Origin of the sequence: Yoonia sp. TsM2_T14_4, from assembly GCF_049602355.1 — a bacterium.
Taxonomy (GTDB): Bacteria; Pseudomonadota; Alphaproteobacteria; order Rhodobacterales; family Rhodobacteraceae; genus Yoonia; species Yoonia vestfoldensis_A.
The window spans coordinates 1351856-1375452 of sequence record NZ_CP187137.1; the positions used below are offsets into that span (position 1 = coordinate 1351856).

Consider the following 23597-nt stretch of genomic DNA (forward strand, 5'->3'; position numbering starts at 1 on the left):
GGCCTAGTCCAGATGCAGATAGACACGCCGGTTCTGGCGGCCTTTCTTTTCAATCTTGCCAATCCGCACCGGCCCGATTTCCGAAGTATTCGCGACATGGGTGCCGCCGCAGGGTTGCAGATCGGCGGTTTCCGCGCCGATCCCGATCCGCACCAGCCTGATCCGGCCCGACCCGCGCGGTGGCTGCACCGACATCGTTTTCACCAGATCGGGCTGCGCATCAAGATCAGCCTCGGTGATCCATTCCTCGGTCACGGCCATGTTGCAGGCGATCAACCGGTTCAGCGCGTCTTCGAGAGCTTCTTTGTCCTCCGGGGCATCGGGCATGTCAAAATCGAGCCGCCCCTTATCGGTGGCGATAGCCCCGCCCGACACCGGCAATGGGATCACGACCGATAACAAATGCAACGCCGTATGCACACGCATATGGCGGTATCGCCTGTCCCAGTTCAACTTTTGCAACAAGCTCTGTCCGACAGATGGCAAGGGGGCAGGTTCGGCCGGCAACAGGATGATACTGTCCCCCTCGCCCTTGACCGCCGTGGCGATATCCAGCGTGGTGCCCTGCCATGACAGGCTGCCACTGTCGCCCGGTTGGCCACCTGCGGTCGGATAGAACAGGCAGGCATCCAGTACGATCCCCCCTTCAGAGGTGATGTCCAGCACACGGCCTTCGGCCTGACGGGCATAGGCATCGTCACGAAACAACGGGGTGGTCATGCGGGATCGCCTTTCAGGGTTTCGGGATTGCGTAGCCACAGATCCTGCTGCGGAAAGGGAATCTCGATCCCTTCGGCGGCAAATCTGCGGGCGATTTCGTGGTTCATCTCGGATTTGACGCGCAGAACGAAATTCACGTCACGCAGGATGGCGCGGATCTCGAAATCCAGTGAACTTGCGCCAAAACCGATGAACAACACCGCGGGGGGCGGCGTGACAATGACCATCGGATGCGCCTGCGCGATCTCGGACAGTATTTTTTCGACCACTGCGGTATCGGTGCCATAGGCCACGCCCACCGGCACGATCACGCGGCCTACCAGATTGCCGCGGGTCCAGTTGGTGACCTGCCCGCTGACCAGATCGGCATTCGGCACGATGACATCGGTCCGGTCAAAGGTTTCGATCCGCGTGGAGCGCACCGAGATCGCGCGCACATAGCCCATCTGGCCGCCAACCTCGATCCAGTCGCCTTCGCTGATCGGGCGTTCGATCAGCAAGATAATGCCAGACACGAAATTCGACACGATATTCTGTAGGCCAAACCCGATGCCCACCGACAGCGCCCCCGCCACAATAGCCAGGCTAGACAGGTCAATCCCCGCCGATGTGATCGCGATCAGCGCCGCAAGCAAGATACCAACATAGCCAAACCCAACGGCGATGGCGTTCTGCCCGCCGAGGTCCAGCCGCGTGCGTGGCAATACGGTGCGCCGCAACGTGGCCTGAATGAACCGCGTCAGCGCATAGCCCAGCGAAAAGATGATGGCGAAGGTCAGGAAATCGGTGGGCGAAATCTGCGTCTCGCCGATAGCAAACCCTTCGCGGAACCGGTTCCAAATTTCCAGAATATCGTCGGTGCGCGCGCCCCAGATCAGGGCAAGGACCGGCAGGCTGCACAGATAGATCGCCAGACTGGCAAGGACAGGCAGCAGGGCCATCAGGCCCTTGGCTTCGTCGGCGGATGCGTGGCGCAGGGTGATGTCATGCACGATCCGCTGCAAGACAAGGATCGCCCCCAACAAGGCCAGCGACAGGATCGAGGATGTCAAAATCCCCTGCCCCGCCGCCGAATAGCCCACAGCGGCCAGCGCCGGGCTTGCCACCGCTACGATCGTGCAGAACAGGCCAACCTGTATCCGCATCCGGCCTTGCGACACAGGCGCGGTGTCGGATGCGATGGGGGGCGTCTTGATCAACCGTCCCAGCTGCCAGAACAATGCGCCAGCCACGCCGATCACCGGCAAGCCCATGGTGGCCGCAACCCCCGCTGCCAGATCGACAGACCCCGCCGCCGCCTCGAACACCGCACCAAAGGCCAGTACCCATGCCAGCGCCAGCGTGATCCGCCGCGCATTGGCGCGGGTGTCTTTGCCATATCCAAGATGCGCAGGCAGTGTGCCGTCGCTGAACACCTGCCGGCCCAGCCACCAGCCCAACACCACCGTCATCCCCGCCGCAGGGATCGCGGCGATCACCGCCTGTCCGCGCAGCCCGAAGATCGCCAGCGTATCCAGCCCCTGCGCCAAGGCCACCAGCCCGACCAGCGAGACAAGGATCTGCATCAGCGACAAAAGAAACAGCCAGATCGGCAGCAGGAACGTGTCACGATGCGACAACCGCGCACGCCATTGCACCAGCCACCAACGCGTATAGCCGACCAGCAACACCGCAAGGCCGATGAACAAGGCCGCGCGCGGCAGGTTCGCCAACAGCCGCCCGTTACCGGACTGGACCTGCAAACCAGCCAGCGTTTCCGCGCCGACGGTGCGGAACACCTGCCATGTCGCACTGGCCGCCGCCGGCCAGAGCGCGGGGTTCAGCGGTGACGGCCCCCGCTGGAACAGCTGGGCAGTCTGTTGTTGCAGGACCTTCATGTCCAGCTCGCTGATCAGCCCGTTGGCGCGCGCAAAGGCCTCTTGCGCCAGCGCGCGGGGCGCCAGCAGGGCGTCACGCTGCGCCTGCAGTGCGGCCCGCCTGTCGGCGACCTGTGCTGGTTCTGCGCCGCTATCTGGCATGGCGCCCAATGCGGACAGCTGCGCATTCACCGTCGCAAGCCTGTTCGCGTTGACATTGCTCTGCGACAGGAAATGGTCGCGCCACCCCGCCAGTTCTGCACGCAGCCGCATGATCGCAAATTGCGAGGATCTGTCGCGCATCACCAGCGTTTCGGCCCGTTCGGCCAGCGCGGACCACACGGCGGTATCGTCATAGGGTCCACCCGGCAATGGCGCTGCGTCCTGCGCCAGCGCGGCCATCGGCCACAACAGGCAGACGAGCAGGCGAAAGACCAGCGACCGTGCCGTCATACGGCTGCGCGCACCGATGGCACATCGGCCTTTTCTTCCAGCCATGCCGGCACCGGCAGACCCTTTTCGCGCATGAAGGCGGGGTTGTAGATCTTGGATTGGTACCGGCTGCCGACATCACACAGGATCGTCACGATCACATGGCCCGGCCCCATATCGCGCGCCATGCGGATCGCCCCCGCCATATTGATCGCGGTGGACCCGCCCATGCACAGACCTTCGTGCTGCATCAGGTCATAGATCAGCGGCAAGGCTTCAGCATCGGGAATCCGATAAGCGTAATCGGGGGTCAGACCTTCAAGGTTGGCCGTGATCCGGCCCTGCCCGATCCCTTCGGACACGGACCCGCCCTCGGATTTCAATGCGCCATGTTCATAGAAATTATACAGCGCCGATCCTTCGGGGTCGGCCAGCCCGATCTTGACGCCCTTGGGTTGCAGCGCCAGCGCAACGCCTGCCAGCGTGCCGCCGGACCCCACCGCGCAAATGAACCCATCCACCTTGCCATCTGTCTGCGCCCAGATTTCAGGGGCTGTGGTTTCCACATGGGCCTGCCGGTTGGCGGTATTGTCGAACTGGTTGGCCCAGATCACGCCATTGGGTTCGGTTTCGCGCAGCGCAATGGCCAACCGTTCGGAATAGCGGACGTAATTGTTGGGGTTGCTATAGGGTGCGGCAGGCACCTCGACCAGCTTGGCGCCCGCAAGGCGCAGCATGTCTTTCTTTTCCTGACTTTGGGTTTCAGGAATGACGATCACCGTCTTGAACCCCATCGACGAGCCCAGCAGCGCCAGTCCGATCCCTGTATTGCCTGCCGTGCCTTCGACGATGGTGCCACCCGGGCGCAGATCGCCGCGCGCGATGGCATCCTTGATCATGTAAAGCGCGGCGCGATCCTTGACCGATTGGCCAGGATTCAGAAATTCGGCCTTGCCCAGAATGGTGCAGCCTGTCGCCTGCGATGCGGCGCGCAGCTTGATCAGGGGGGTATTGCCGATTGCTTCGGCGAAATCATTGCGGATCTGCATCATCAGGGCCTTTCATTACACCCTTGATGTGTAGAACCGCACCCGCCCGACATCAACCCATCGCGCGCAGCAGGGCCGGATCAGCCCTTGTGACACCATAGTCCTGTGAACGAAAAGGTCCGCTACCTAGCGATATTTCTGTCCAACATATTCCGTCACCCAAGCACATAAAACGGCACCACCAAAGAGGCTTATGAACAGGTTTATATCGGTAAACCGGCTGCTTTCAGAGATCATCAGATCGAAGATATCGAGGATCGCCTCTGACAAACCTTGATAGCGGTTGTGCAGCGAGTGGCGGATCATCTGCGAAAAAGCGATCACCAACAGTGACAAAAAGCCAAAGGCAAACCCCGCCGTCACACCGGCCCCGATGGCGGCGCCATATCCGTTGCCCGCGCGCCGCCCCACATAGCGCCAGCCAAGGTAAAGACCGATGATCACGCTGGCCGGCAGGAAAGACCTAGGCGGTCTGCCTTCAAGGAAAAACGGCGCAGCCAGCGCTGCATGATAAAAACCCCAAAGCCCGAACAAAATCGCCCCAGCCAAACGCGCGGCTGTGGGCATAGAAGACCGATACGATACCGACATCTTGCAACCTCATACTCGTTACCAAACACTTGAAACCTTACACCAACACGCCCCGATCAGGACGTGCGGGTCACCGTTATCTGCGTGACGTCGCAGTTTCCGCTATGAAATGTCCCCGCGCAAGAGGTCAGATAAAAGTTCCACATCCGCCGGAACCTGTCATCGAACCCCAACGCCTGCACCTGATCCCAGCGCGCGTTGAACGTGTCGTGCCAGCGGCGCAAGGTCTGGCTATAGCTTTCGCCGAATTCGATCGATTGCGCGACTTGCAGCCCTGCTTTTTCAATCTCTTGGCGCAGCACGACGGGGCTGGGCAACATGCCACCGGGAAAGATGTATTTCTGGATGAAATCGACGCCGCGTTTGTAGACATGCCAGCGGCGGTGTTCGACGGTGATGATCTGCAAGGTCGCATTCTTGCCGGGCTTGAGCCTGTCGTGCAGGGTTTCAAAATAGACCGGCCAGTATTTTTCGCCCACCGCCTCGAACATCTCGATGCTGGCGATGCCATCATAGATGCCTTTTTCGTCGCGGTAATCCTGCATCTTGATCGTGACCTTGTCGGACAGACCGGCCTTTTGCATCCGCTCCACCGCATAATCATGCTGCGCCTGGCTGATTGTCAGACCGGTCACGCGCAGCCCGCGTTCCTTGGCGGCATATTCGGCAAACCCGCCCCAGCCACAGCCGATTTCCAGCACATGATCGCCCGGTTGCACGCCCATCTGGTCAACCATGCTTTTGTATTTTTCGATCTGGCCTGCTTCCATGCTTTCCTGACCGGTGACAAACTTGGCCGAGGAATAGGTCATCGTGTCATCCAGCCACAGACCATAGAATTCATTGCCCAGATCATAGTGATAGCTGATGTTCTTGCGCGCCTGCTTTTTCGAATTGTTCTGCAACCAAAACCGCACCCGTTCATAAAACCGCACCAGAAACTGGCCTGGAAAGCCGTCATAGATATGTTCCATGTCGTCATGCATCAGATCCATGAAAGCCATCAGGTCGGGCGTGGACCACCAGCCGTCCATGTAGGATTCGCAAAAGCCCAGATCGCCTTCGCGCACGGTGCGCGCAAAGACATCGGTATTGTGGACATGCACTTCGGCGACATAGCCGGGTTCGGCCCCGTCGGCACGGAAATGGCGGCCATCGGGCAGGATGATATCAAGCCGTCCGCGTTTCATCGACTTGAGCGTGTCAAAGACATTGCTGAAATACCGCGGCAGTCCGGTCTGCCCATGCGTGGTCGTCAGAATCATGCGTATTCCGTTCGTAAGATTTGTGGTGACTGCGTTGACAGCTAATTAACCTTTGCGCCGGCGAAGTCACGGCAATCCTTGTCAAAAAGTCACTGCATGGTTCAAAATCCGCGGTTGCCGTAGGCGTCAAGCGCGCGGGTCCGGCCCTGTTCGGGGGTGACCACGGGGTCGGGATAGGCGGCGTCAGGGCGCATCTGCCAGCTTTGCGGGATCATTTCGAAATAGGTCAGCGCGCTGTCTTGCGGGCTGCGGTACCGTTCCGCGATCCAGCGTTTGACATAGGCGCGGTCTTTGTCGAATTTATCCAGCTGCGTCACCGGATTGAACACGCGGAAATAGGGCGTCGCATCCGGCCCCGACCCTGCCGACCATTGCCAGCCCATCGCATTGCTGGCGGGGTCCCAGTCGATCAGGTGATCGGCGAACCAATCCAGCCCGATTTTCCAATGCGTCAGCAGATGCTTGGTCAGGTAGGATGCGACAATCATCCGGCCCCGGTTATGCATGGTGCCGGTGACATACATCTCGCGCATGGCGGCATCGACAAAGGGGATGCCGGTGCGCCCTTGTTGCCATGCCGCCACCTCTGGCGTGATCTGGGTATTCCACGCGAAAGCATCCCAATCCTCTTTCCAATTATCCGTCAGGATACGCGGCGTGTGATGCGCCAGATGATAGGCGAATTCGCGCCAGACCAGTTCTTTGAGAAACACCTCGGCATCGGCCTTGCCGTCGCGCAAGGCGCGCTGGCCCGCATGCCAGCACATGCGCGGGCTGATTTCGCCGAAAGTCAGATTTTCGGACAGGTTCGACGTGCCTTTGATCGCGGGCAAGTCGCGGCCCTTGACGTAATCAGCGACGCGGTCGGCAATAAATGCATCCAGCCTGTCACGCGCTGCATCTTCGCCCACGGTGCAATGGCGGGCCAGAATATCGCCCCCCCGCTGCACCGCGCGGCGCAGCTGCCAATCGGCCAGCGCGTCGCTGGCAGGCCAAACGGCGGGGGCCGTGATTTTCGCAGGGCAAGGCAGGGGTTCGGCGACTTCATTGCCCCGCACAGCGTTCCACATCGGGGTGTAGACCTTGTAAAAGCCGCCCGTCTTGGTGGCGACTGTCCAAGGTTCGAACAGCAGATGTCCGGTGAAACTGCGCGCCACGATCCCGTCTGCTTTCAGCGCAGATTTCACAGCTGCATCGCGGTCATTGGCCGCCGCATGGTAAAGCCGCGACCAGTAAACAGCCCCTGCCCCCGTTTCACGGATCAGATCGCGCAACACGCCAAGCGCCGGACCCTTGCGCAGGATCAGCCTGCTGCCCCGATCCGCCAACGTCTTGCCAAATTGCGCCAGTGCCAGATCCAGCCGCAGTTTCTGCGCGCCCCCCAGCGAGGCCACCTGATCGTCGTGGATATACACAGCAATCACAGGCTGCCCGCTTTCGCAGGCAGCGGTGAGCGCGGGATGGTCGGCAAGCCGCAGGTCGCGGCGGACCCACACGATGATCGGTGTTTGTGTCATAGCACCTGATCTAGCGCCGCCATCAGCTGGTCAACCTCTGCCATGCTGGTGTAATGCGTGAAACTGACCCGCAGCACGCCTTTGTCCAGATCGACCCCCATCGCCTGCAAGGGACGCTGGGCATAAAAATCACCGCCCTCGGCCATGATCCCGAACGGCACCAGCCGTGCGGCGACATCGGCAGCATTGCCTTGCAAGGCCATCGCCACGGTCGGCGCGCGGGTTTTGGCATCCGCAGGGCCGATCAGCCGAACCGAGTTTTTGGCGCTGACATAATCCAGCAGCGGCGTCAGCAAGGCGATTTCCTGCGCGCGCATCAGGTCATGTGACAGCCGCGCGGCAGAGGCACCGGTGCCACCGCCGTGATGCTGAGACATGGCATCGAAATAATCCGCCATACCGGCACTGGCCGCGATCTGCGCATGATCCGGGCCTACGGGGGTGAAGCGTTTATAGAGCACATCACCGTTGAAATGGTGCCCCTGATTGGGCAGCTCAAACCCGAAATCTTCGCGGATCACCATGATCCCTTGATGCGGGCCATAGGTTTTATAGGCGCTGAACAGATAAACATCGCACCCCAGCGCGCCAACATCGGCAAAGCCATGTGGCGCATAGCTGACCCCGTCAACACAGACCCGCGCGCCTGCCGATTTGGCGACCTGCGTGATGGCTGCCACATCATTTATGGCCCCTACCACGTTGGAACAATGGGGAAAACAGACCAAAGCTGTATCATCACCCAAAAGCTGCGCCAGATCATCGGGGTTCAGCAGCCCCGTGGCGGGATCAAGCTGCCATTCGACCACGCGCACGCCATCCTCGGCCAGCCTGCGCCACGGGCCGGAATTGGCCTCGTGGTCCTGATTGGTGACGATGATCTTTTGCCCCGGCTTGATCCAGCGGCGCACGGCCTGCGCCAGCACATAGGTATTCTGCGTGGTGGAGGGGCCAAAGGACAATTCGTGCCGTGCCACCCCCAACATCGCGGCCAGCCGCGTGCGAGCCTCGTCCATTTCCGCGCCGCCAAGGCGCGAGGCCTCGTAAGCCGAATAGGGCTGGACCTTGCGCTGGGTGTAAAACCGGTGCAGCCGGTCGATGACCTGCTGGCAGGCATAGGACCCACCCGCATTGCCGAAAAACGCCTGTCCTTGCAGGCCGGGTTCCGAGAACGCGGGGAATTGCGCCCGCACCCATGCCAGATCAAGCATTCACATCCACCACCACACGGCCCTTGACGCGGCCTGCCAGAATATCCGCGCCCAGTTGCGGCAGCTCCGCCAGCGTCGCGGGCTGGATCATCGCGTCAAGCTTGTCCATCGGCAGATCGCGCGCGATCCGCGCCCAGGCGCGCAGACGGTTGTCGTAAGGCTGCATCACGCTGTCGATGCCCAAAAGGTTTACCCCGCGCAACAAAAACGGAATGACCGTCGCAGGCAGGGTCGCGCCCCCGGCCAGCCCCACGGCCGCGACCGAGGCGCCATATTCCATCTGCCCCAATACGCGCGCCAGCATCGCGCCACCCACAGCATCAACGCAACCGCCCCATGTTTCGCCTTCCAGCGGGCGTTTAACCGTTTCGGCCAAGTCTTCGCGTGCGACAATCTGGGTGGCACCCAAAGATGTCAGGTAATCGGCTGTCTCTGGCCGTCCGGTGACAGCGGCGACCTGATAGCCCAGCTGCGCAAGGATCGCGGTAGCAACCGACCCCACGCCACCCGCAGCGCCCGTGACCAGCACCGGACCGGCCTTGATGCCGTGATCTTCCAGCGCCATCACCGCCAGCATCGCGGTGAAACCGGCGGTGCCGACCGCCATCGCCTGCCGCGTGGTCAGACCATCGGGCAAAGGCACCAGCCAATCGGCCTTGACCCGGGCCTTTTGGGCATAGCCGCCCCAATGCGCCTCGCCCACGCGCCACCCGGTCAGCACGACCTTATCGCCCGGCGCATAGCGCGGATCGTCAGACGCCTCGACCGTGCCGGCAAAATCAATGCCGGGGATATGCGGATAATGACGCACCAACCCGCCACCCGGCCCGATGCACAGCCCGTCCTTGTAATTCACGGTCGAATAATCGACCGCGACCGTCACATCGCCCGCGGGCAGCCGGTCAAGCGTGATGTCCTGTACGGCGGCGTGGGTTTTGCCGGTATCATCTTTGTCGACAATCAGGGCCTTGAACATGGGTCTATCCTTTATAAAGCGAAGCAGAAATCATTGGGTAACGCGCGTGTGAAAAAGCGTTGATCATTGCGGGCCATGCCAGTCAATCTGGCAAATCTCGGCGCTGCGCCCGTCAAAGTCCCACACGCGGCCAAAAGCGCGCACGCGGCCCTTGGTGGCCGTGGCGACAGTAATGTCAGGCCCCATCCAATAGCCGGTATTGGTGACAACGATATCGGTGTCAGGGTCTTTGCCCACAACAGGCACAATTTCGCCCTGAATCGCTTTGCCGACCATCAGGCGGCGGGCCTTGCCTTCGGTTTCAAACACGACAGGCGCGCGTTCGGCGCCCAGAAATTCGCTGACCAGCACCTTGAACAGGCCTGTGGTGCCACGCGCCTTGCCGGTAAAAATATTAAGCAACCCGTCATAAGCGGCCGCAGAGGCGCGGTCGTCGATATAGGCCGCAGCTTTCCAATTGCCGCGGGCCATCAGACCGGGGATTTCCAGCACCAGCCCGACGTTCAGCCCGCCAAGGTCCTCGTCACCATAATGGCCATCGTCGATGCGGATGCCCGCCCAGGCCTGACAATAGCCCTCGGTCGGGGCATGTTTGCCCAGTGAAACCACGCAGGGGCAGAACACCGTGCAATTGCAGTTGAGGATCAATTCCCCTTTGATCGCCCAAGGCACTGTGCCGACAAGTGCGTTCTGATCCAAAGCCATAATATTTTCCTTTCTAAACCGTGCGCAGCAGGACGAGAAACGCCCCAAAAATCAGGATGACCCCCAAAGGCCGCGTGATATAGCGACCGACAATGTCCATCTTTTCACCCACCATGATCAGCGTGGCGACCCCCATGAAGGCAAGGTTCATCACCCCGCCCACGAAGGCAAGCAGCATCAGCGCCCAACAGCAGCCAAGGCAAACAAGGCCAAGCCTGACACCGTTGCGCCATGGCCCTTCGTCCCAATGCTGCATGAAAAATGTCAGCGGGCGGCGGCATTTGGCAAGGCAGGCTTCTTTCACCGGGGAAAACTGGTACAGCCCCGCGCCCAGCAGCAGCCCTGCCGTCAGCCAGACCGACAGGCTGTCGCCAATCGCGCTGATCAGCCCGAAACGGTACAGCCCCAGCTGGAGCGCCGCGGCGGTCAATGCAAACCCGATCCAGACGCAACCATAGCCCAGCACCAGTGGCAGAAACGGCACGCCGGTCTGGCGGCCCAGATCGTCATGGGTGGCAAAGGCGGGCAAGGCGCTGGGCAGCATCATCGCCGCCGCCATCAGCGCCCACATCAGCGCGGCATTGGCATAGCCCGCCCCGTCGAGCGTGACCATGCAAAGCGTGTCCCAGAAATCGGCACCGTAAAACCGCGCGGCGCTGCGCAGATCAGCCGGGACCGCCAGCACGAACAGCGCCGACCAAGCCACCAGAATCAGCCCAAAGACCAGCAGCCAATGCGCCGTTCCCATTCCCCTGATCCTGTCTGCCAGCAAATTAAGCATCCCCCCGTATCACCAAAGCCTGTCAGACAATCACCGGCCCGGCAATGCGCAAATACCCTTGCAGTGCGGCTGGCACGCACCTAGATTTCACGTCAACTTCAACCGGGAGAACCAAAATGAAGATAACAAGATTCATGGGTGCCACCTGTGTCATGGCGCTGGCCACCACAGCCTTTGCACAAGATGCCGAATTACTGGTGTTCGATTATTCCGGCTTCGAGATGCCGGAATACCATCAAGGTTACATCGAAAAGCACGGGGCCAGCCCGACCTTCACCTTCTTTGGCGACGAAGACGAGGCGTTCCAGAAACTGCGTTCGGGTTTCCGGGCCGATGTGTCGCATGTCTGCGCGCCGTCGGTCACGCGCTGGACCGAAAGCGGCATTCTGGAACCATGGGATACCGCGCGCATCACCGCCTATGACGATCTGAACGCCAGCCTGACCGGCGAAGAAATCGGCGCAGGCCAGACCTATTTTATCCCGACAGATTTCGGGTCCACCGCCATCGCCTATAACCCTGACGAGGTCTCTGCCGCAGATGTGGCCAGCCTGCAGGTGTTCACCAACCCTGCCTATGCCGGCCGCATGACGCTGCCCGACAACGTTGATGACGCGTTCGCGCTGGCCTATCTGGCGACCGGTGTCACCAACTGGCAAGAGGTGACGGATGAGCAGTTCGAAGCCGCCGCCAACTGGCTGCGCGCCGTCCATCCGAACCTGCGCACCTATTGGACCGATCCGGCCGAACTGGCGCAACTTTTGTCCTCGGGCGAAATTCTGGTCAGCTGGGCGTGGAACGAAACCTACCCCACCATGGTCGAAGAAGACCGTCCCATCGCGTTCCAGCGTCAAGCAACCGAGGGGTCGTCGCTGTGGCTGTGTGGTTATGTGAAACTGGCCGAAGGTCAGGGCAGCGTGGACAAGGCCTATGATTATCTGAACGCGTTTTTGGCGGAATCGTCGGTCCTGCCGTTGCTGGAAGCGGGCTATGGCTCTGCCAATGCCGCAGCATTGAACGCGCTGGTCACCGAAGAAGATCTGGTCGCTTCGGGCCTTGAGGACATTGACGTGCCGATCCTGGCGCAATTGCCGACCAGCAATGACGACCGCGAACGGATGGCAGAGACGTTTGAATTGATCAAAGCCGGGTTCTGATCTGGTCCTTTGCAAAGAACGGGGGCGGTGCCGATGGTGCCGCCCTTTTTCTTTGCCGGCCCGTTGGCGCAAAAAAAGTGACTGGACCTTCGCGCGAAAGGTCGTAAACCACTGCGCATGCAACCGCAGCGTCACACCACCGCGACCGCCCGCCACCCGCGCCTGATCTGGCGTATGGTGCTGGCGTCTGTGCTGTCGATGGCGCTTGTTCTGGTGGGTTTCGGGCATCGCCCCGCGCAGGCCGAACCGCAGGCCATTGCCTATCTTCTGGCTGGTGGCGATTGGGCCGATCTTTGTGCGCAAGACGATTTGCCGCATCGCGCGGGCGACCATTGCGCAGCCTGTATTCTGGCCAAGGCCATCACACTGCCTGCCCCCGTGCTGACACCGCGCGCCACGGTGACCGCGCAGCCTATGGTCTGGACAATGCAGGCCACGGCACGCCCCGAGCTGAAAATCGCCAATGCCTATCCGGCGCGTGCGCCCCCGTTTGCTGATCATTCAACTTCTCTTTGAAACGATCATCGGCGCAGCCTGCCTGCGCATAACGGAAAGATATATCCTCATGAAAACGACCTTTTTGGCCAGCTTGGCCCTGCTTGCCATTGCCACCACGGCCACGGCAGATAGCGCGATCAGCGTCAGCGATGCCCGCGCTTTTGAAACTGCCCCCAGTGCAATGGCGGGTGGCGGGTTTTTTGCCATCACCAATACCGGCACCAGCGATGATACGCTGATCGCCGTACTGGCCGATTTCCCGCGCGTTCAACTCCACACCACCGAATTTGAAAATGACATAGCCCGCATGGTCCATGTCGATACAATCCCCGTGCCTGCGGGCGAAACCGTCACACTGGAACCGGGCGGGCTGCATGTGATGTTTATGGGCCTGCAAGGCAATCCGCTGATGGCAGGGGCCACAATTGACGCCACGCTGGTCTTTGAACAGGCCGGCGAAATCCCCGTTACCTTTGCCATCGTGAAACGCAACATGGCAGGCCACGGCAAAACCCACTGATTCTGGCATGGCACCACCCCGCCACCGTGCGGGGGGTGCCACATCCCGAAAGGAAACCATATGAAATCTGTTATTATCGGATCGGGCGTTCTCGCTGCTGCGGTCGGGCTGGGGGTTTACACTTGGCAGACCACCAATGCCGCACCTGACCCTTGCGGCAATACCACCGTTGCGGGTGCGGCTATCGGCGGCCCGTTCGAGCTGGTCTCGGAAACCGGTGCCACCGTCACCGACACGGATGTGATCACCAAGCCGACGCTGGTCTATTTCGGCTATACCTTCTGCCCCGATGTCTGCCCGCTGGATTCGATGCGCAATGCCATCGCGGCGGATATTCTGGCCGATCAGGGCGTGGATATCGGCACCGTGTTCATTTCCGTCGATCCGGCACGCGACACGCCGCAGGTTGTGGGTGATTTCACCGATAATTTCCACGCTGACATGATCGGGCTGACCGGCAGCCCCGACCAGGTGCGCGCGGCATCCCAAGCCTACAAGACCTATTACCGCGCGGTCGAAGGCGACCCAGAGTATTATCTGGTCGATCATTCGACCCAGACCTATCTGATGTTCCCGGACACGGGTTTCGCCACTTTCTTTCGGCGCGACACGCCCGCCGAACAGGTGGCCGAAATCACCGCCTGTTTTGCAGGCCAGCTGGGCTGATTTTGCAAATTTGTTGATCTGGCGCAATAAACCGCGCCGGATCATCTGCAAGATGGCCTGATGGATCATATTGCAAATTTGCGCCGCATGGGTCTGTTCGATGCGCGCGTGCCCCGCTACACCAGCTATCCGCCCGCCACGGCGTTCACCGCGGGGGTGGGGGCTGATTTCCAACGCGCAAGCCTTGCCGCGCTGGACCCTGCCGTACCGGTGTCGGTCTATATCCACATCCCTTTTTGCGAACGGCTGTGCTGGTTTTGCGCCTGTGCCACACAAGGCACCAGCACGCTGAAACCTGTCGAAAACTATCTGCGGGTAGTGCAACTGGAACTGGCGTTGTTGGCGCGCGCGCTGCCTGCCGGTATCCGCATGGGCCAGATGCATTGGGGCGGCGGCACACCCACGATCCTGCCGCCCGCCATGATCCGCGATCTGGCACAGGCGGTGAAGGCGGTGATCCCGCCCGGCGATCATTTCAGTTTCTCGGTCGAGATTGACCCCACCTTGGTGGATGATGCCAAAATCGCCATGCTGGCCAAGATGGGCATGACCCGCGCCAGTATCGGGATTCAGGATTTCGCCCCCGATGTGCAGGCCGCGATTGGCCGCGAACAAAGCTTTGCCGCAACCAAGACCTGCGTGGACAGCCTGCGCGCGGCGGGGATCACATCGCTGAACGCCGATCTGGTTTACGGGTTGCCGCATCAGACCCAGCCGAAACTGGCCGATACGATCGCGCAGGTGCGCAGCCTTGATCCTGACCGGATCGCGCTGTTCGGTTATGCGCATGTGCCGACTTTTTCCAAACGCCAGAAACTCATCCCCGACGCAGCCCTGCCCAAGGAAGAAGACCGGTACGCGCTGGCCCAACAGGCCGCGCGCGCGTTTACGGATGCAGGCTATCTGCCCATCGGGATCGACCATTTCGGCAAACCCGCCGACAGCCTGACGCAAGCGATGCAAGCGGGCCGCCTGCGGCGCAATTTCCAAGGCTATACCGATGATACCTGCCCCAGCCTGATCGGGATCGGTGCGTCGTCGATTTCGCATTATGCGGGCGGCTATGTCCAGAACGCCGCCGTCACCGCCGCCTATATCGCGCAGATCGCGGCGGGCGATCTGGCCGGCCATCGCGGCTATGCGATGGGGCCGCAGGACCGGCTGCGCGCACAGGCGATCAGCATGCTGATGTGCGATTTTCAGATTGATCTGACCGTGCTGCACCAACACCCAGAGGCTGCAATTGTGGCCCCCGTGCATGATGCGGTACTCGACCAATTCGCTGGCATGGTGGTACGCGACGGCGATACAATCCGCATCCTGCCACAAGGCCGGCCGCTGACGCGGATCATCGCCAATGCCTATGACGGGTCGGGTGCGATGGCGGCGCGATATTCCCAAGCCTCTTGATCTGGCGGGCCGTTGCGCCAGCTTTAGGACTGAAAAAGGGAACAATTCATGGACATCATCAATATCATCTTTGCGCTGGCCAGTATCGGGCTGGGTTTCTTTGGCTGGCTCGCCCCGCGCTATACGCTGGAAACGCTGGATTTGCAGGCTGGGCCATCTGGTATGGGCCCATCCGAAATCCGCGCTTCGGCGGGCGCTTTGTTCGTGGGCATGGGTGTGGGCGCGCTGATGATTGGCGGGCCAGAAGCCTATGCCATGCTGGGCTTTTGCTGGCTGGGGGCAGCTGTAGGGCGCGCGACGTCGCTGGCGCTTGACGGCACATCACGCAAGAAATGGACGTTCTTTGGGATCGAAGCTGTCGTTGGTCTGGGCGCGCTGGCGCTGAACCTGCCTCTTGCATTGTGACGGATGAAAGCCTACTTCTGGAGTGTCCTTCGGGACTATGGACATAAACGCGCTCGTAATACGCGGATCGGACCCGGGGGCGGTACCCGGCGTCTCCACCAAACACTGCTCATTTGGCAGCCATGGGGACGAAACAGGATCGACGAACGTCTAAAGGGGTTTGCTTTGGCTCGGTGAGTTACCACCGTTATCGGTACAAAAAAGCTAGTTGCAAATGACAACAAAGCACCAATGGCGATGGCTGCGTAAGCAGTCGGAACTATTGAAACCTTAAGCCCTATGGTTTTGCGACCATAGGCGGGGTCCGCAGGTACCTGGCAACAGAAACCTGCACCTTCCCCCCCATTTTTGCTGATCACAGACGGTTTCGTGATGATCACTGCAGCCAGCAATGACTTGCCAAGCCTTGGCGGGGCAAGGATGCTGGGCCATGCGTTGTCTTGCCCCGTTTTTCTTTGCCCTGTCGGTCACGCCTGCGGTCGCGTGCGAAACAGCACTCTTGCTGACGATCGATGTGTCCAACAGCGTCGATGCCGCCGAATACCGCCTGCAAACCGATGGCTTGGCCGATGCTTTGCGTGATCCCGCCATCGTGGATATCATGCTGCGCGACCGTGTCGCTGTCGCCGTTGTGCAATGGTCGGGGGTGGCAGACCAGGTCGTGGCCATCCCTTGGGAACGGATCAGCCATGCCGCTCAGCTGGACCAGCTGTCGCGCCGCGCCCGCACGATGGAGCGTGCTTTCGTTTTGTCCGGCACCGCCACGGCCGAGGCGCTGCTGTTTTCACTGGCGCAATTCGATGCGGTCGCCGATTGCAAACGCAAGGTGATAGACATTTCCACCGACGGCACCGCCAATGCGGGCGGCGACGTGCGCCTTGTGCGGGGCCGCGCCGAACGTGCCGGAGTCACGATCAACGGGATCGGGATCGAAAGCATGGGGCGCACCATTACAAACTTTTTACAAAGCGCGGTCATCACGCGGGACGGGTTTGTCATGACGGCCCGCATGCATCAGGATTATCCCGCAGCGATCAGGGCCAAGATCCTGCGCGAAATTTCCAAAGTGGTTGGTTAGGACATGCCCTGTTGAAAGAACTATTTACGGTCTTTGGCCGGATCGGCCTGTTGTCTTTCGGCGGACCGGCCGCACAGATCGCGCTGATGCATCGCGAACTGGTGGACAAGCGCGCCTGGCTGACCGAGGCGCAATTCCTGCGCGCGTTTTCGTTCTGCATGTTGCTGCCCGGGCCAGAGGCGATGCAGCTGGCCACCTATGCCGGCTGGAAACGCGGTGGCGTGATCGGCGGGCTGGTCGGCGGCGGGTTGTTCGTACTGCCGGGGGCCATGGTAATTGCAGCACTGGCCCTGCTTTATGGGGTTTACGGCAATCTGCCCGTCGTGCAGGCGCTGTTTTTGGGCGTCAAGGCGACGGTGATTGTCATCGTCATCGCGGCGCTGATCAAGATCGCGGGCCGCGCGCTGGTGTCGCGCGCGCATATGCTGATCGCGGGTGCAGCTTTTGTCGCGCTGTTTTTCTTCGCGGTGCCGTTTCCGGTTGTCGTGCTGATGGCAGGGATTGCCGGGGCGGTGATGCCGCATGACCGGACCACGACAGCACCGCCACCGGGCGGCTTTCTGCGATCCGCCGGACGGGTGCTGCTGATCGGTGCTGCGTTATGGGCCGCACCTGTCGTGATCGTGGCGATGTCGGGCAGCGCGTTCCTGCTGGATGTGGCGGCATTTTTCTCACTCATGGCGGTGGTCACATTCGGCGGGGCCTATGCCGTTCTGGCCTATATGACCCAAGAGGTCGTCTTTTCCTATGGCTGGTTGACGACGCCACAGATGATGGATGCGCTGGGGCTGGCCGAAACGACACCCGGGCCGCTGATCCTTGTGACGCAATTCGTGGCTATGGTGGCGGGGCTGGCGCGGGGTGGGACGGCCTTGGCGCTGGCGGCGGGGGCGTTGACGCTATGGGTGACATTCGTGCCCTGCTTCATCTGGATTTTCGCAGGCGCGCCACTGATCGACTGGCTGGATGGGCGCCCGCGCTTGCGCGCAGCCCTTGCGGGGATCACGGCGGCGGTCGTGGGGGTGATTGCAAACCTGTCTTTGTGGTTCGCGCTGCATGTGATGTTCGGCACGGTGACGCGGCTGCAAAGCGGCGTGATCAGCATGGTCATTCCCGATCCGGCCAGCCTGCAACCGCTGGTGATTGGGCTGGCCGGATTGGCCGCGATCTTGCTGTTGCGCCAGAAATGGCCGCTAGCGCTGGTCCTGCCGCTGGTGGCGACCACGGCACTGGGGCTGACATTTGCCTTGGGCGGAGTTTGACTGCCTCTTTTCTTGGCCGCAGAATCCCGTATGCTGGTTAAGAACGACAGGAGTAGCGCCGTGCCAAATACCATTGATTATGGAAACCTGATGCACCGCGCCATGCGTGGCCTGATCCAGCAGGTGCTGGAAAACGTCGCCAAGACTGGCCTGCCCGGCAATCACCATTTCTTTGTCACCTTTGACACGATGCATCCCGATGTCGAAATCGCGGATTGGTTGTCCGACCGGTATCCGGGCGAAATGACCGTCGTGATCCAGCATTGGTTTGCCAATCTTGATGTCACCGACGAAGGTTTTACCATCACGCTGAATTTCGGGGATAATCCCGAAACGCTCTATATCCCTTATGACGCGATCAAGACTTTCGTCGATCCATCCGTCGAATTCGGCCTGCGGTTCGAAACACAGGACGAACCCACCGCAATCACCGAAGCGCCGATGCATGAAATGGCCGAACCCGACGATACCAAACCCGCCGCAAGGAAAGAGGCCGAGGTTGTCAGCCTCGACAAATTCCGCAAATAGGGTGACTTGCGCAGGGCGCGTCCGCTGCTAAAACCCTTTGGACCATTGAACCAAAGGATCAACCCATGACCGCGACCCGCATTGAGACCGACAGCTTTGGCCCGTTAGAGGTGCAGGCAGACCGCTATTGGGGCGCGCAGACGCAACGCTCGATCCTGAATTTTCCCATTGGCTGGGAAAAGCAGCCTGTCGCCATCGTGCGCGGCCTTGGCGTGATCAAACAGGCCTGTGCCATCGCCAACAAAGACCGTGGCGCGCTGGATAGCAAACTGGCCGATGCGATCATTGCCGCCGCGGCCGAGGTGGTCGCAGGCAAGCTGGACGATCATTTCCCGCTCGTCGTCTGGCAGACAGGCTCTGGCACCCAATCGAACATGAACGCCAACGAGGTGATCAGCAACCGAGCCATCGAAATGCTGGGCGGCGTGATCGGGTCCAAGACCCCTGTCCACCCCAATGACCATGTAAATATGGGCCAGTCGTCGAACGACACTTTCCCAACGGCCATGCATATCGCCATCGCCACCACCGCGCGCGATGTGCTGCTGCCGGGCTTGGAAAAACTACATGCCGCCTTGGCCGCCAAGCAGGACGATTTCAACGACATCATCAAGATCGGCCGCACCCATACGATGGATGCAACGCCGCTGACGCTGGGGCAGGAATTTTCGGGCTATACCCATCAGGTCGCCATGGGCATCCGCCGGATCAAGGGCGCCCTGCCCGCGATCTATGAACTGGCGCAAGGCGGCACCGCCGTCGGCACGGGCCTGAACAGCCCCGTGGGCTGGGGCGAAACGGTGGCGGCGCATATGGCCGACATCACCGGCCTGCCCTTTGTCACCGCGCCCAACAAATTCGAAGCACTGGCCGCCCATGACGCGCTGGTCGAAATGTCGGGGTCGCTGAAAACCGTGGCCGCCAGCCTGTACAAGATCGCCTGCGATATCCGCATGCTGGGGTCCGGCCCGCGCTGCGGCCTTGGCGAATTGATGCTGCCCGAGAATGAACCCGGATCATCCATCATGCCCGGCAAGGTCAACCCCACCCAGGTCGAGGCGATCACCCAGGTCTGCGCCCATGTCATGGGCAATGACGCCGCTGTCGGGTTTGCAGGGTCGCAGGGCCATTTCGAACTGAACGTGATGAAACCAATGATGGCCTATAACGTGCTGCAATCCATGCAGTTGATCGGCGATGCCTGCGGCGCCTTCACCGACAATTGCGTTGTGGGTATTCAGGCCGACCGCACGCGGATTGAAAAACTGATGCGCGAATCGCTGATGCTGGTCACGGCATTGGCGCCGACCATTGGCTATGACAACGCGACCACCGTGGCGAAAACCGCGCATAAGAACGGCACCACCCTGAAAGAAGAGGCGATCAAGCTGGGCTTTGTGGACGAAGCAACATTCGACCGCGTCGTGCGCCCCGAAGACATGATCGGCCCCAAGTGAAACCCGTCAACCTGAACCAAGCCCGCAAGGAACGCGACCGCGCGGCGGCCAAGGCCAAGGCGGATGAAAACGCCATCCGCTTTGGCCGCACCAAGGCCGAACGCCTGCTGGATGCGGCCCGCGCGCAAAAGGCGCATAACCACCTGTCGCAGCTGAAATTCGAGGAAGACTAGGTGAACCACCGCCGCCCCGCGAAACATTCGCTCACCTTGCGCGGCCATCGCACCAGCGTGACGCTGGAAGATATATTCTGGACCGCCTTTTGCGATATCGCACGGCGGGATACCAAGACAATCAATGGCTTGGCCGCCGAAATCGACGCGGAACGCGGTGATATCGGGCTGGCCTCGGCGATCAGGATCTATGTTCTGGAACGCAGCTTGGCGCAGGATCAATCCTTGGCGTAAAGCGCACCACGCAGGCTGGACAGCCGGGCGATATCCTGTTGTTCGCGGTCATTTAGTATCGCCGGTGTGATCCGCTTTTCGGGCAAAGTATCGCGCCCTGTCGTGAACAGCTTGGCGATGTCGCGCGCGCCAAGTTTTTGCGCAGGGGCCGATTGATCCGCGGTTTTCTTGCGGCCCCAAAGCCGCGCCAGACCGCCCTTTGGCGATTGTGTCAATGCAATTGTCATGTGGCCCCACCCCCCTGAGGTTGTACATTTTCACGGGAAGATGTGGCACAATCATGGCTTGCATGCAATCATACCCACGTCATACAGAAAGATATTTACCCCAAAAAACGCCAATTTTTCGCATATTTTTGTCATATGGCGCGCATTTACGGCACGGAAATAAGGCAAGGTGTCATACCATTATTTCGTTATCTTCACTAAACCTATCCGGTATGCAGCATCATCGTCATTATTGGAAACAATGCATCAATCCCTTGGCGTGATCCGCAGCATGATTCCATCGCGCGCGCGCACCGTCAGATGCGCCGCAGGCACCGGCACCTGCCCCGCGACCGGCGCAAAGCGGAACCGGCCCACCAGTTGCGCCAGCAGCACGACACCTTCGATCATCGCGAAACCCGCGCCGCTGCACATGCGCGGGCCGGCGGAAAACGGCAGATAGCCATCGCGCTGCGCGGTCTTGGTCGCGTCATCCTGCCAGCGGGCGGGATCAAAGGCATCGGGCGCATCCCATATCCGGTCATGCCGGTGCAAATGCCATGGTGACAGCACGATTTGTGCGCCCGCAGGCACGCGGCGCGACCGGAATATCGTGGGTTGAGACGCCTGCCGCACCATCATCGGCACCGGCGGATACAGCCGCAGCGCCTCGCGGAACACATCGCGCGTTGTGGCCAGCCGCGACAGGTCGCTGAAACGGGCCTCGAACGTGGCGGCTTCTGCGGCGACTTTGTCTTGCCAGTCGGGATGGGTGGCCAGCAGATACAGCGCCCAAGCCAGTGCAGAGGCGCTGGTTTCATGCCCCGCCAGAAAAAAGATCGCCACCTGATCGACCATTTCACCCTTGGTAAAGGTCTTGCCAGTTTCGGGGTCAGCGGTCGTCATGATCTTGGTCGCCAGATCGTCGGGTGCGATTCCCGCGGCGATCTGGTCCAGCCGTGCCTGCGTCAGATCGGCGATCAGACGGCGGATCGCGCGCGCCTGCCCTCGCACACCGGGGCGGAAAAACGCGGGCATCCAGCGCAGGCGCGGCAGAAAGGCCGCAAGGTTCAGGATCGGCTGCGCCTGCTGATAGGCTTGGAACCGGTGATAGACCTCGGCGGCAGTTTCATCCTCGATCGGCAATGAAAACAGTGTCCGAAAGATCACATCAGCCGCGATATGGCTGGCTGCTGCGTCGATGGCGCGGGGCGTGTCATCGGCCATGGCTGCAAACCGGTCGCAGCCCGCCTGCCCCGCCGCGACGATACCGGGGAAGGTATCGCGCAGCCGCCCGCCTTCGAACGCGGGGTCGATGATGCGCCGCTGCGCGCGCCATTGCGCGCCATTGGTCAAAAACACGCTGTTGCCCAGCAAGGGGCGCAGACCCGCGCCGATCCGGTCGGATTTGGGATAGGCGTCAGGATTGTCTTTCAGCACCTCGCGCAACAAGGCGGGATCATTGACCAGAAAAGACCGAAAGAACGGCGTGCGGAATTCGGCCATCCATGCATGGTAGAGCCGCGCGGGTTGCGCCGCCAGGATATCCTGGCGGAACAGCCGCAGATAGCGCCACAAGGATACCTTGTCAGGGCGCGCGACAGGTTTCGGCGGCAGGGTCATGGCAGCGCCATCGAGGTATATTTCGACGCCGCCACATCAATGCGCGAGGCCGACGGCGCGCGGTCCCGAAACCTGTCGGCCAATGCCAGCGGCCCTGCGGTGATCTGGAAATAATCATAATCCTTGGGCCGGTCAAAAGCGCAAAGATATTGAAAATGCAGCCGGAAAAAGCGCCAGCGCAGGGCTTTCCAGCGCGCCGGTGACAGGCTTTGGGTGAAAGCGGCCGAAATCACCAAAGGCCAGCGTTTGCCGGGCGGCGTGACACCGCTGACCGCAACCGGATCGCAAAGCGCGAAGCAACAGCCGTCACCCGGCGCGGTGACATCAACCCATGTCAGCGCATCCTGCGTCGCCAGATAGGCCAGATCGGCGCGCAGCTGTCTGGCCTGCGGCAGGAACGACACCATCGGCACGACCTGCCCCAGCGTCAGCAAGGCGAGTCGTGGCCCGCCCGCAGGCACATGGCCCGCGCGGATCAGATCGGCCACCACGCTGATCGCCAGATGCGCACCAGAGGAATGACCAACCACCAGCACCTCGTCCACAGGGTCTTGGAGCGCGCGGGCGATCTGGCCGGTGAACTGCGCCAGCCGGTCGTCCAAGGCAGGCGGCGTGGCCCCCAGATGCTGCGCGCTGAAGGCGTAATCATGCATCAGGTAATGTGCGAACACCCGGTTGTCGCGTGCCTTGAACCAGCGCAGCAGGAACAGGGCGACACATGCCAGAACCCTCAGCCGGACCAGCCAGATCACATCTGTCGCAACAGCCCCACCGCCCCAACCAGCCGCGCCAAGGGCTGCACCCAGCCCCGCCTGCACCAGCCCGCCCAACCACCAGCCTGCCAGCACTGCCAGCAGCAATTGCCCCAGCAGCATGCCCACGGGGTAGAACGCGGCGATAATCGGCCCCTTGCGCAGCCACATCAGCCGCCGCAGCGTGCCGGTGCCAAGATAGATCAACGCCGTCTGCACCAGTTGCAGATAGGTCGCGCCCACCGACTGCGCCATGCTGGCCCGCACGATATCGGCCCAGACCAGCACGTCGATTCGCGCCTGCACCGCCTGTCCAGCGATCCGTGCCTGCACAAACCAATGAAATATATCACCGGCACTGCCGCCTTGCACGGTGATGTCATAGCCGCTGATATGCGCCTGCGCCGCACTCTCGCTGCGGTAGAGTTCGCGGTATCGGCGCGGGTGGATCGGATCATAGCCCGGAATATGGAACACGCGGCGCAGGCTGACGGGTTTTAGGTCACTGGTCATCGCCTTGCCCTG

The 23597-nt window shown here is 61.1% G+C and carries 25 protein-coding genes and 1 other RNA gene; 13 read left to right on the forward strand and 13 right to left on the reverse strand.

Annotated features, from left to right (window positions below; all coding sequences use genetic code 11):
* Positions 1-3: 3 nt before the first annotated feature.
* From ACPF9B_RS06640 to ACPF9B_RS06685, 10 genes are all read right to left on the reverse strand, one after another.
* Positions 4-720: an alanyl-tRNA editing protein gene (locus tag ACPF9B_RS06640; protein ID WP_007204675.1), complete on the reverse strand. Its 717-nt coding sequence runs from the start codon at positions 718-720 to the stop codon at positions 4-6.
* A complete protein-coding gene (locus ACPF9B_RS06645; protein ID WP_424180373.1) occupies positions 717-3029 on the reverse strand; it encodes a DUF3772 domain-containing protein in 2313 nt (770 codons plus the stop codon). Before ACPF9B_RS06645 ends, ACPF9B_RS06640 begins: the two co-directional genes overlap by 4 nt.
* Positions 3026-4057, reverse strand: a complete 1032-nt coding sequence (locus ACPF9B_RS06650) for a cysteine synthase A (RefSeq protein ID WP_040483101.1) — start codon at positions 4055-4057, stop codon at positions 3026-3028. The genes ACPF9B_RS06645 and ACPF9B_RS06650 overlap by 4 nt, the downstream gene beginning before the upstream one ends.
* Before the next feature lie 126 nt (positions 4058-4183).
* Positions 4184-4648, reverse strand: a complete 465-nt coding sequence (locus tag ACPF9B_RS06655) for a TrgA family protein (protein ID WP_424180136.1) — start codon at positions 4646-4648, stop codon at positions 4184-4186.
* A gap of 56 nt (positions 4649-4704) precedes the next feature.
* A complete protein-coding gene (locus ACPF9B_RS06660; protein ID WP_424180138.1) occupies positions 4705-5913 on the reverse strand; it encodes a class I SAM-dependent methyltransferase in 1209 nt (402 codons plus the stop codon).
* Positions 5914-6014: 101 nt separating this feature from the next.
* Positions 6015-7430 (reverse strand): cryptochrome/photolyase family protein, encoded by a 1416-nt coding sequence (locus ACPF9B_RS06665; protein ID WP_424180140.1) that lies wholly within the window; start codon positions 7428-7430, stop codon positions 6015-6017.
* Complete coding sequence (locus ACPF9B_RS06670; RefSeq protein WP_424180142.1) at positions 7427-8641, reverse strand: aminotransferase class V-fold PLP-dependent enzyme; 1215 nt, start codon at positions 8639-8641, stop codon at positions 7427-7429. The genes ACPF9B_RS06665 and ACPF9B_RS06670 overlap by 4 nt, the downstream gene beginning before the upstream one ends.
* Positions 8634-9617 (reverse strand): acryloyl-CoA reductase, encoded by a 984-nt coding sequence (gene acuI / locus ACPF9B_RS06675; RefSeq protein ID WP_424180144.1) that lies wholly within the window; start codon positions 9615-9617, stop codon positions 8634-8636. The genes ACPF9B_RS06670 and acuI overlap by 8 nt, the downstream gene beginning before the upstream one ends.
* 63 nt (positions 9618-9680) lie before the next feature.
* Positions 9681-10322: a DUF1326 domain-containing protein gene (locus ACPF9B_RS06680; protein WP_007204667.1), complete on the reverse strand. Its 642-nt coding sequence runs from the start codon at positions 10320-10322 to the stop codon at positions 9681-9683.
* A gap of 13 nt (positions 10323-10335) precedes the next feature.
* Positions 10336-11070, reverse strand: coding sequence for a DUF2182 domain-containing protein (locus ACPF9B_RS06685; RefSeq protein ID WP_007204666.1), 735 nt, complete (start codon positions 11068-11070; stop codon positions 10336-10338).
* A gap of 149 nt (positions 11071-11219) precedes the next feature.
* Between ACPF9B_RS06685 and ACPF9B_RS06690 the strand changes: the two genes are divergently transcribed.
* From ACPF9B_RS06690 to ACPF9B_RS06750, 13 genes are all read left to right on the forward strand, one after another.
* A complete protein-coding gene (locus tag ACPF9B_RS06690; RefSeq protein ID WP_424180147.1) occupies positions 11220-12260 on the forward strand; it encodes an ABC transporter substrate-binding protein in 1041 nt (346 codons plus the stop codon).
* Between the two features lie 117 nt (positions 12261-12377).
* Positions 12378-12776: a hypothetical protein gene (locus tag ACPF9B_RS06695; RefSeq protein WP_424180149.1), complete on the forward strand. Its 399-nt coding sequence runs from the start codon at positions 12378-12380 to the stop codon at positions 12774-12776.
* Between the two features lie 49 nt (positions 12777-12825).
* A complete protein-coding gene (locus ACPF9B_RS06700) occupies positions 12826-13278 on the forward strand; it encodes a copper chaperone PCu(A)C (RefSeq protein ID WP_424180151.1) in 453 nt (150 codons plus the stop codon).
* A gap of 60 nt (positions 13279-13338) precedes the next feature.
* Complete coding sequence (locus ACPF9B_RS06705) at positions 13339-13944, forward strand: SCO family protein (RefSeq protein ID WP_424180153.1); 606 nt, start codon at positions 13339-13341, stop codon at positions 13942-13944.
* A gap of 60 nt (positions 13945-14004) precedes the next feature.
* Positions 14005-15354, forward strand: coding sequence for an oxygen-independent coproporphyrinogen III oxidase (gene hemN / locus ACPF9B_RS06710; protein WP_424180155.1), 1350 nt, complete (start codon positions 14005-14007; stop codon positions 15352-15354).
* 48 nt (positions 15355-15402) lie between these two features.
* Positions 15403-15759: a DUF4345 family protein gene (locus tag ACPF9B_RS06715; RefSeq protein ID WP_007204660.1), complete on the forward strand. Its 357-nt coding sequence runs from the start codon at positions 15403-15405 to the stop codon at positions 15757-15759.
* Positions 15745-16094, forward strand: a transfer-messenger RNA (tmRNA) gene (gene ssrA, locus ACPF9B_RS06720). Before ACPF9B_RS06715 ends, ssrA begins: the two co-directional genes overlap by 15 nt.
* A 95-nt stretch (positions 16095-16189) precedes the next feature.
* Entirely contained in the window at positions 16190-16837 is a 648-nt protein-coding gene (locus ACPF9B_RS06725; protein ID WP_424180157.1) for a DUF1194 domain-containing protein, read from the forward strand.
* Between the two features lie 11 nt (positions 16838-16848).
* Entirely contained in the window at positions 16849-18099 is a 1251-nt protein-coding gene (gene chrA, locus ACPF9B_RS06730; protein ID WP_424180159.1) for a chromate efflux transporter, read from the forward strand.
* Positions 18100-18159: 60 nt separating this feature from the next.
* A complete protein-coding gene (locus ACPF9B_RS06735) occupies positions 18160-18627 on the forward strand; it encodes an SspB family protein (protein WP_110549002.1) in 468 nt (155 codons plus the stop codon).
* 65 nt (positions 18628-18692) lie between these two features.
* A complete protein-coding gene (gene fumC, locus ACPF9B_RS06740) occupies positions 18693-20084 on the forward strand; it encodes a class II fumarate hydratase (protein ID WP_424180161.1) in 1392 nt (463 codons plus the stop codon).
* Positions 20081-20257 (forward strand): DUF4169 family protein, encoded by a 177-nt coding sequence (locus tag ACPF9B_RS06745; protein ID WP_424180163.1) that lies wholly within the window; start codon positions 20081-20083, stop codon positions 20255-20257. The genes fumC and ACPF9B_RS06745 overlap by 4 nt, the downstream gene beginning before the upstream one ends.
* Positions 20258-20491, forward strand: coding sequence for a ribbon-helix-helix domain-containing protein (locus ACPF9B_RS06750; protein ID WP_424180165.1), 234 nt, complete (start codon positions 20258-20260; stop codon positions 20489-20491).
* Here the strand turns inward: ACPF9B_RS06750 and ACPF9B_RS06755 are convergent.
* The 3 genes from ACPF9B_RS06755 to ACPF9B_RS06765 form a co-directional block, all read right to left on the reverse strand.
* The gene (locus ACPF9B_RS06755; RefSeq protein ID WP_424180167.1) at positions 20476-20718 is read right to left on the reverse strand and encodes a hypothetical protein; all 243 of its coding nucleotides are present in this window, start codon (positions 20716-20718) and stop codon (positions 20476-20478) included. The genes ACPF9B_RS06750 and ACPF9B_RS06755 overlap by 16 nt on opposite strands.
* A 246-nt stretch (positions 20719-20964) precedes the next feature.
* Positions 20965-22320: a cytochrome P450 gene (locus tag ACPF9B_RS06760; protein ID WP_424180169.1), complete on the reverse strand. Its 1356-nt coding sequence runs from the start codon at positions 22318-22320 to the stop codon at positions 20965-20967.
* A complete protein-coding gene (locus ACPF9B_RS06765) occupies positions 22317-23585 on the reverse strand; it encodes a hypothetical protein (protein ID WP_424180171.1) in 1269 nt (422 codons plus the stop codon). Before ACPF9B_RS06765 ends, ACPF9B_RS06760 begins: the two co-directional genes overlap by 4 nt.
* Positions 23586-23597: the final 12 nt, after the last annotated feature.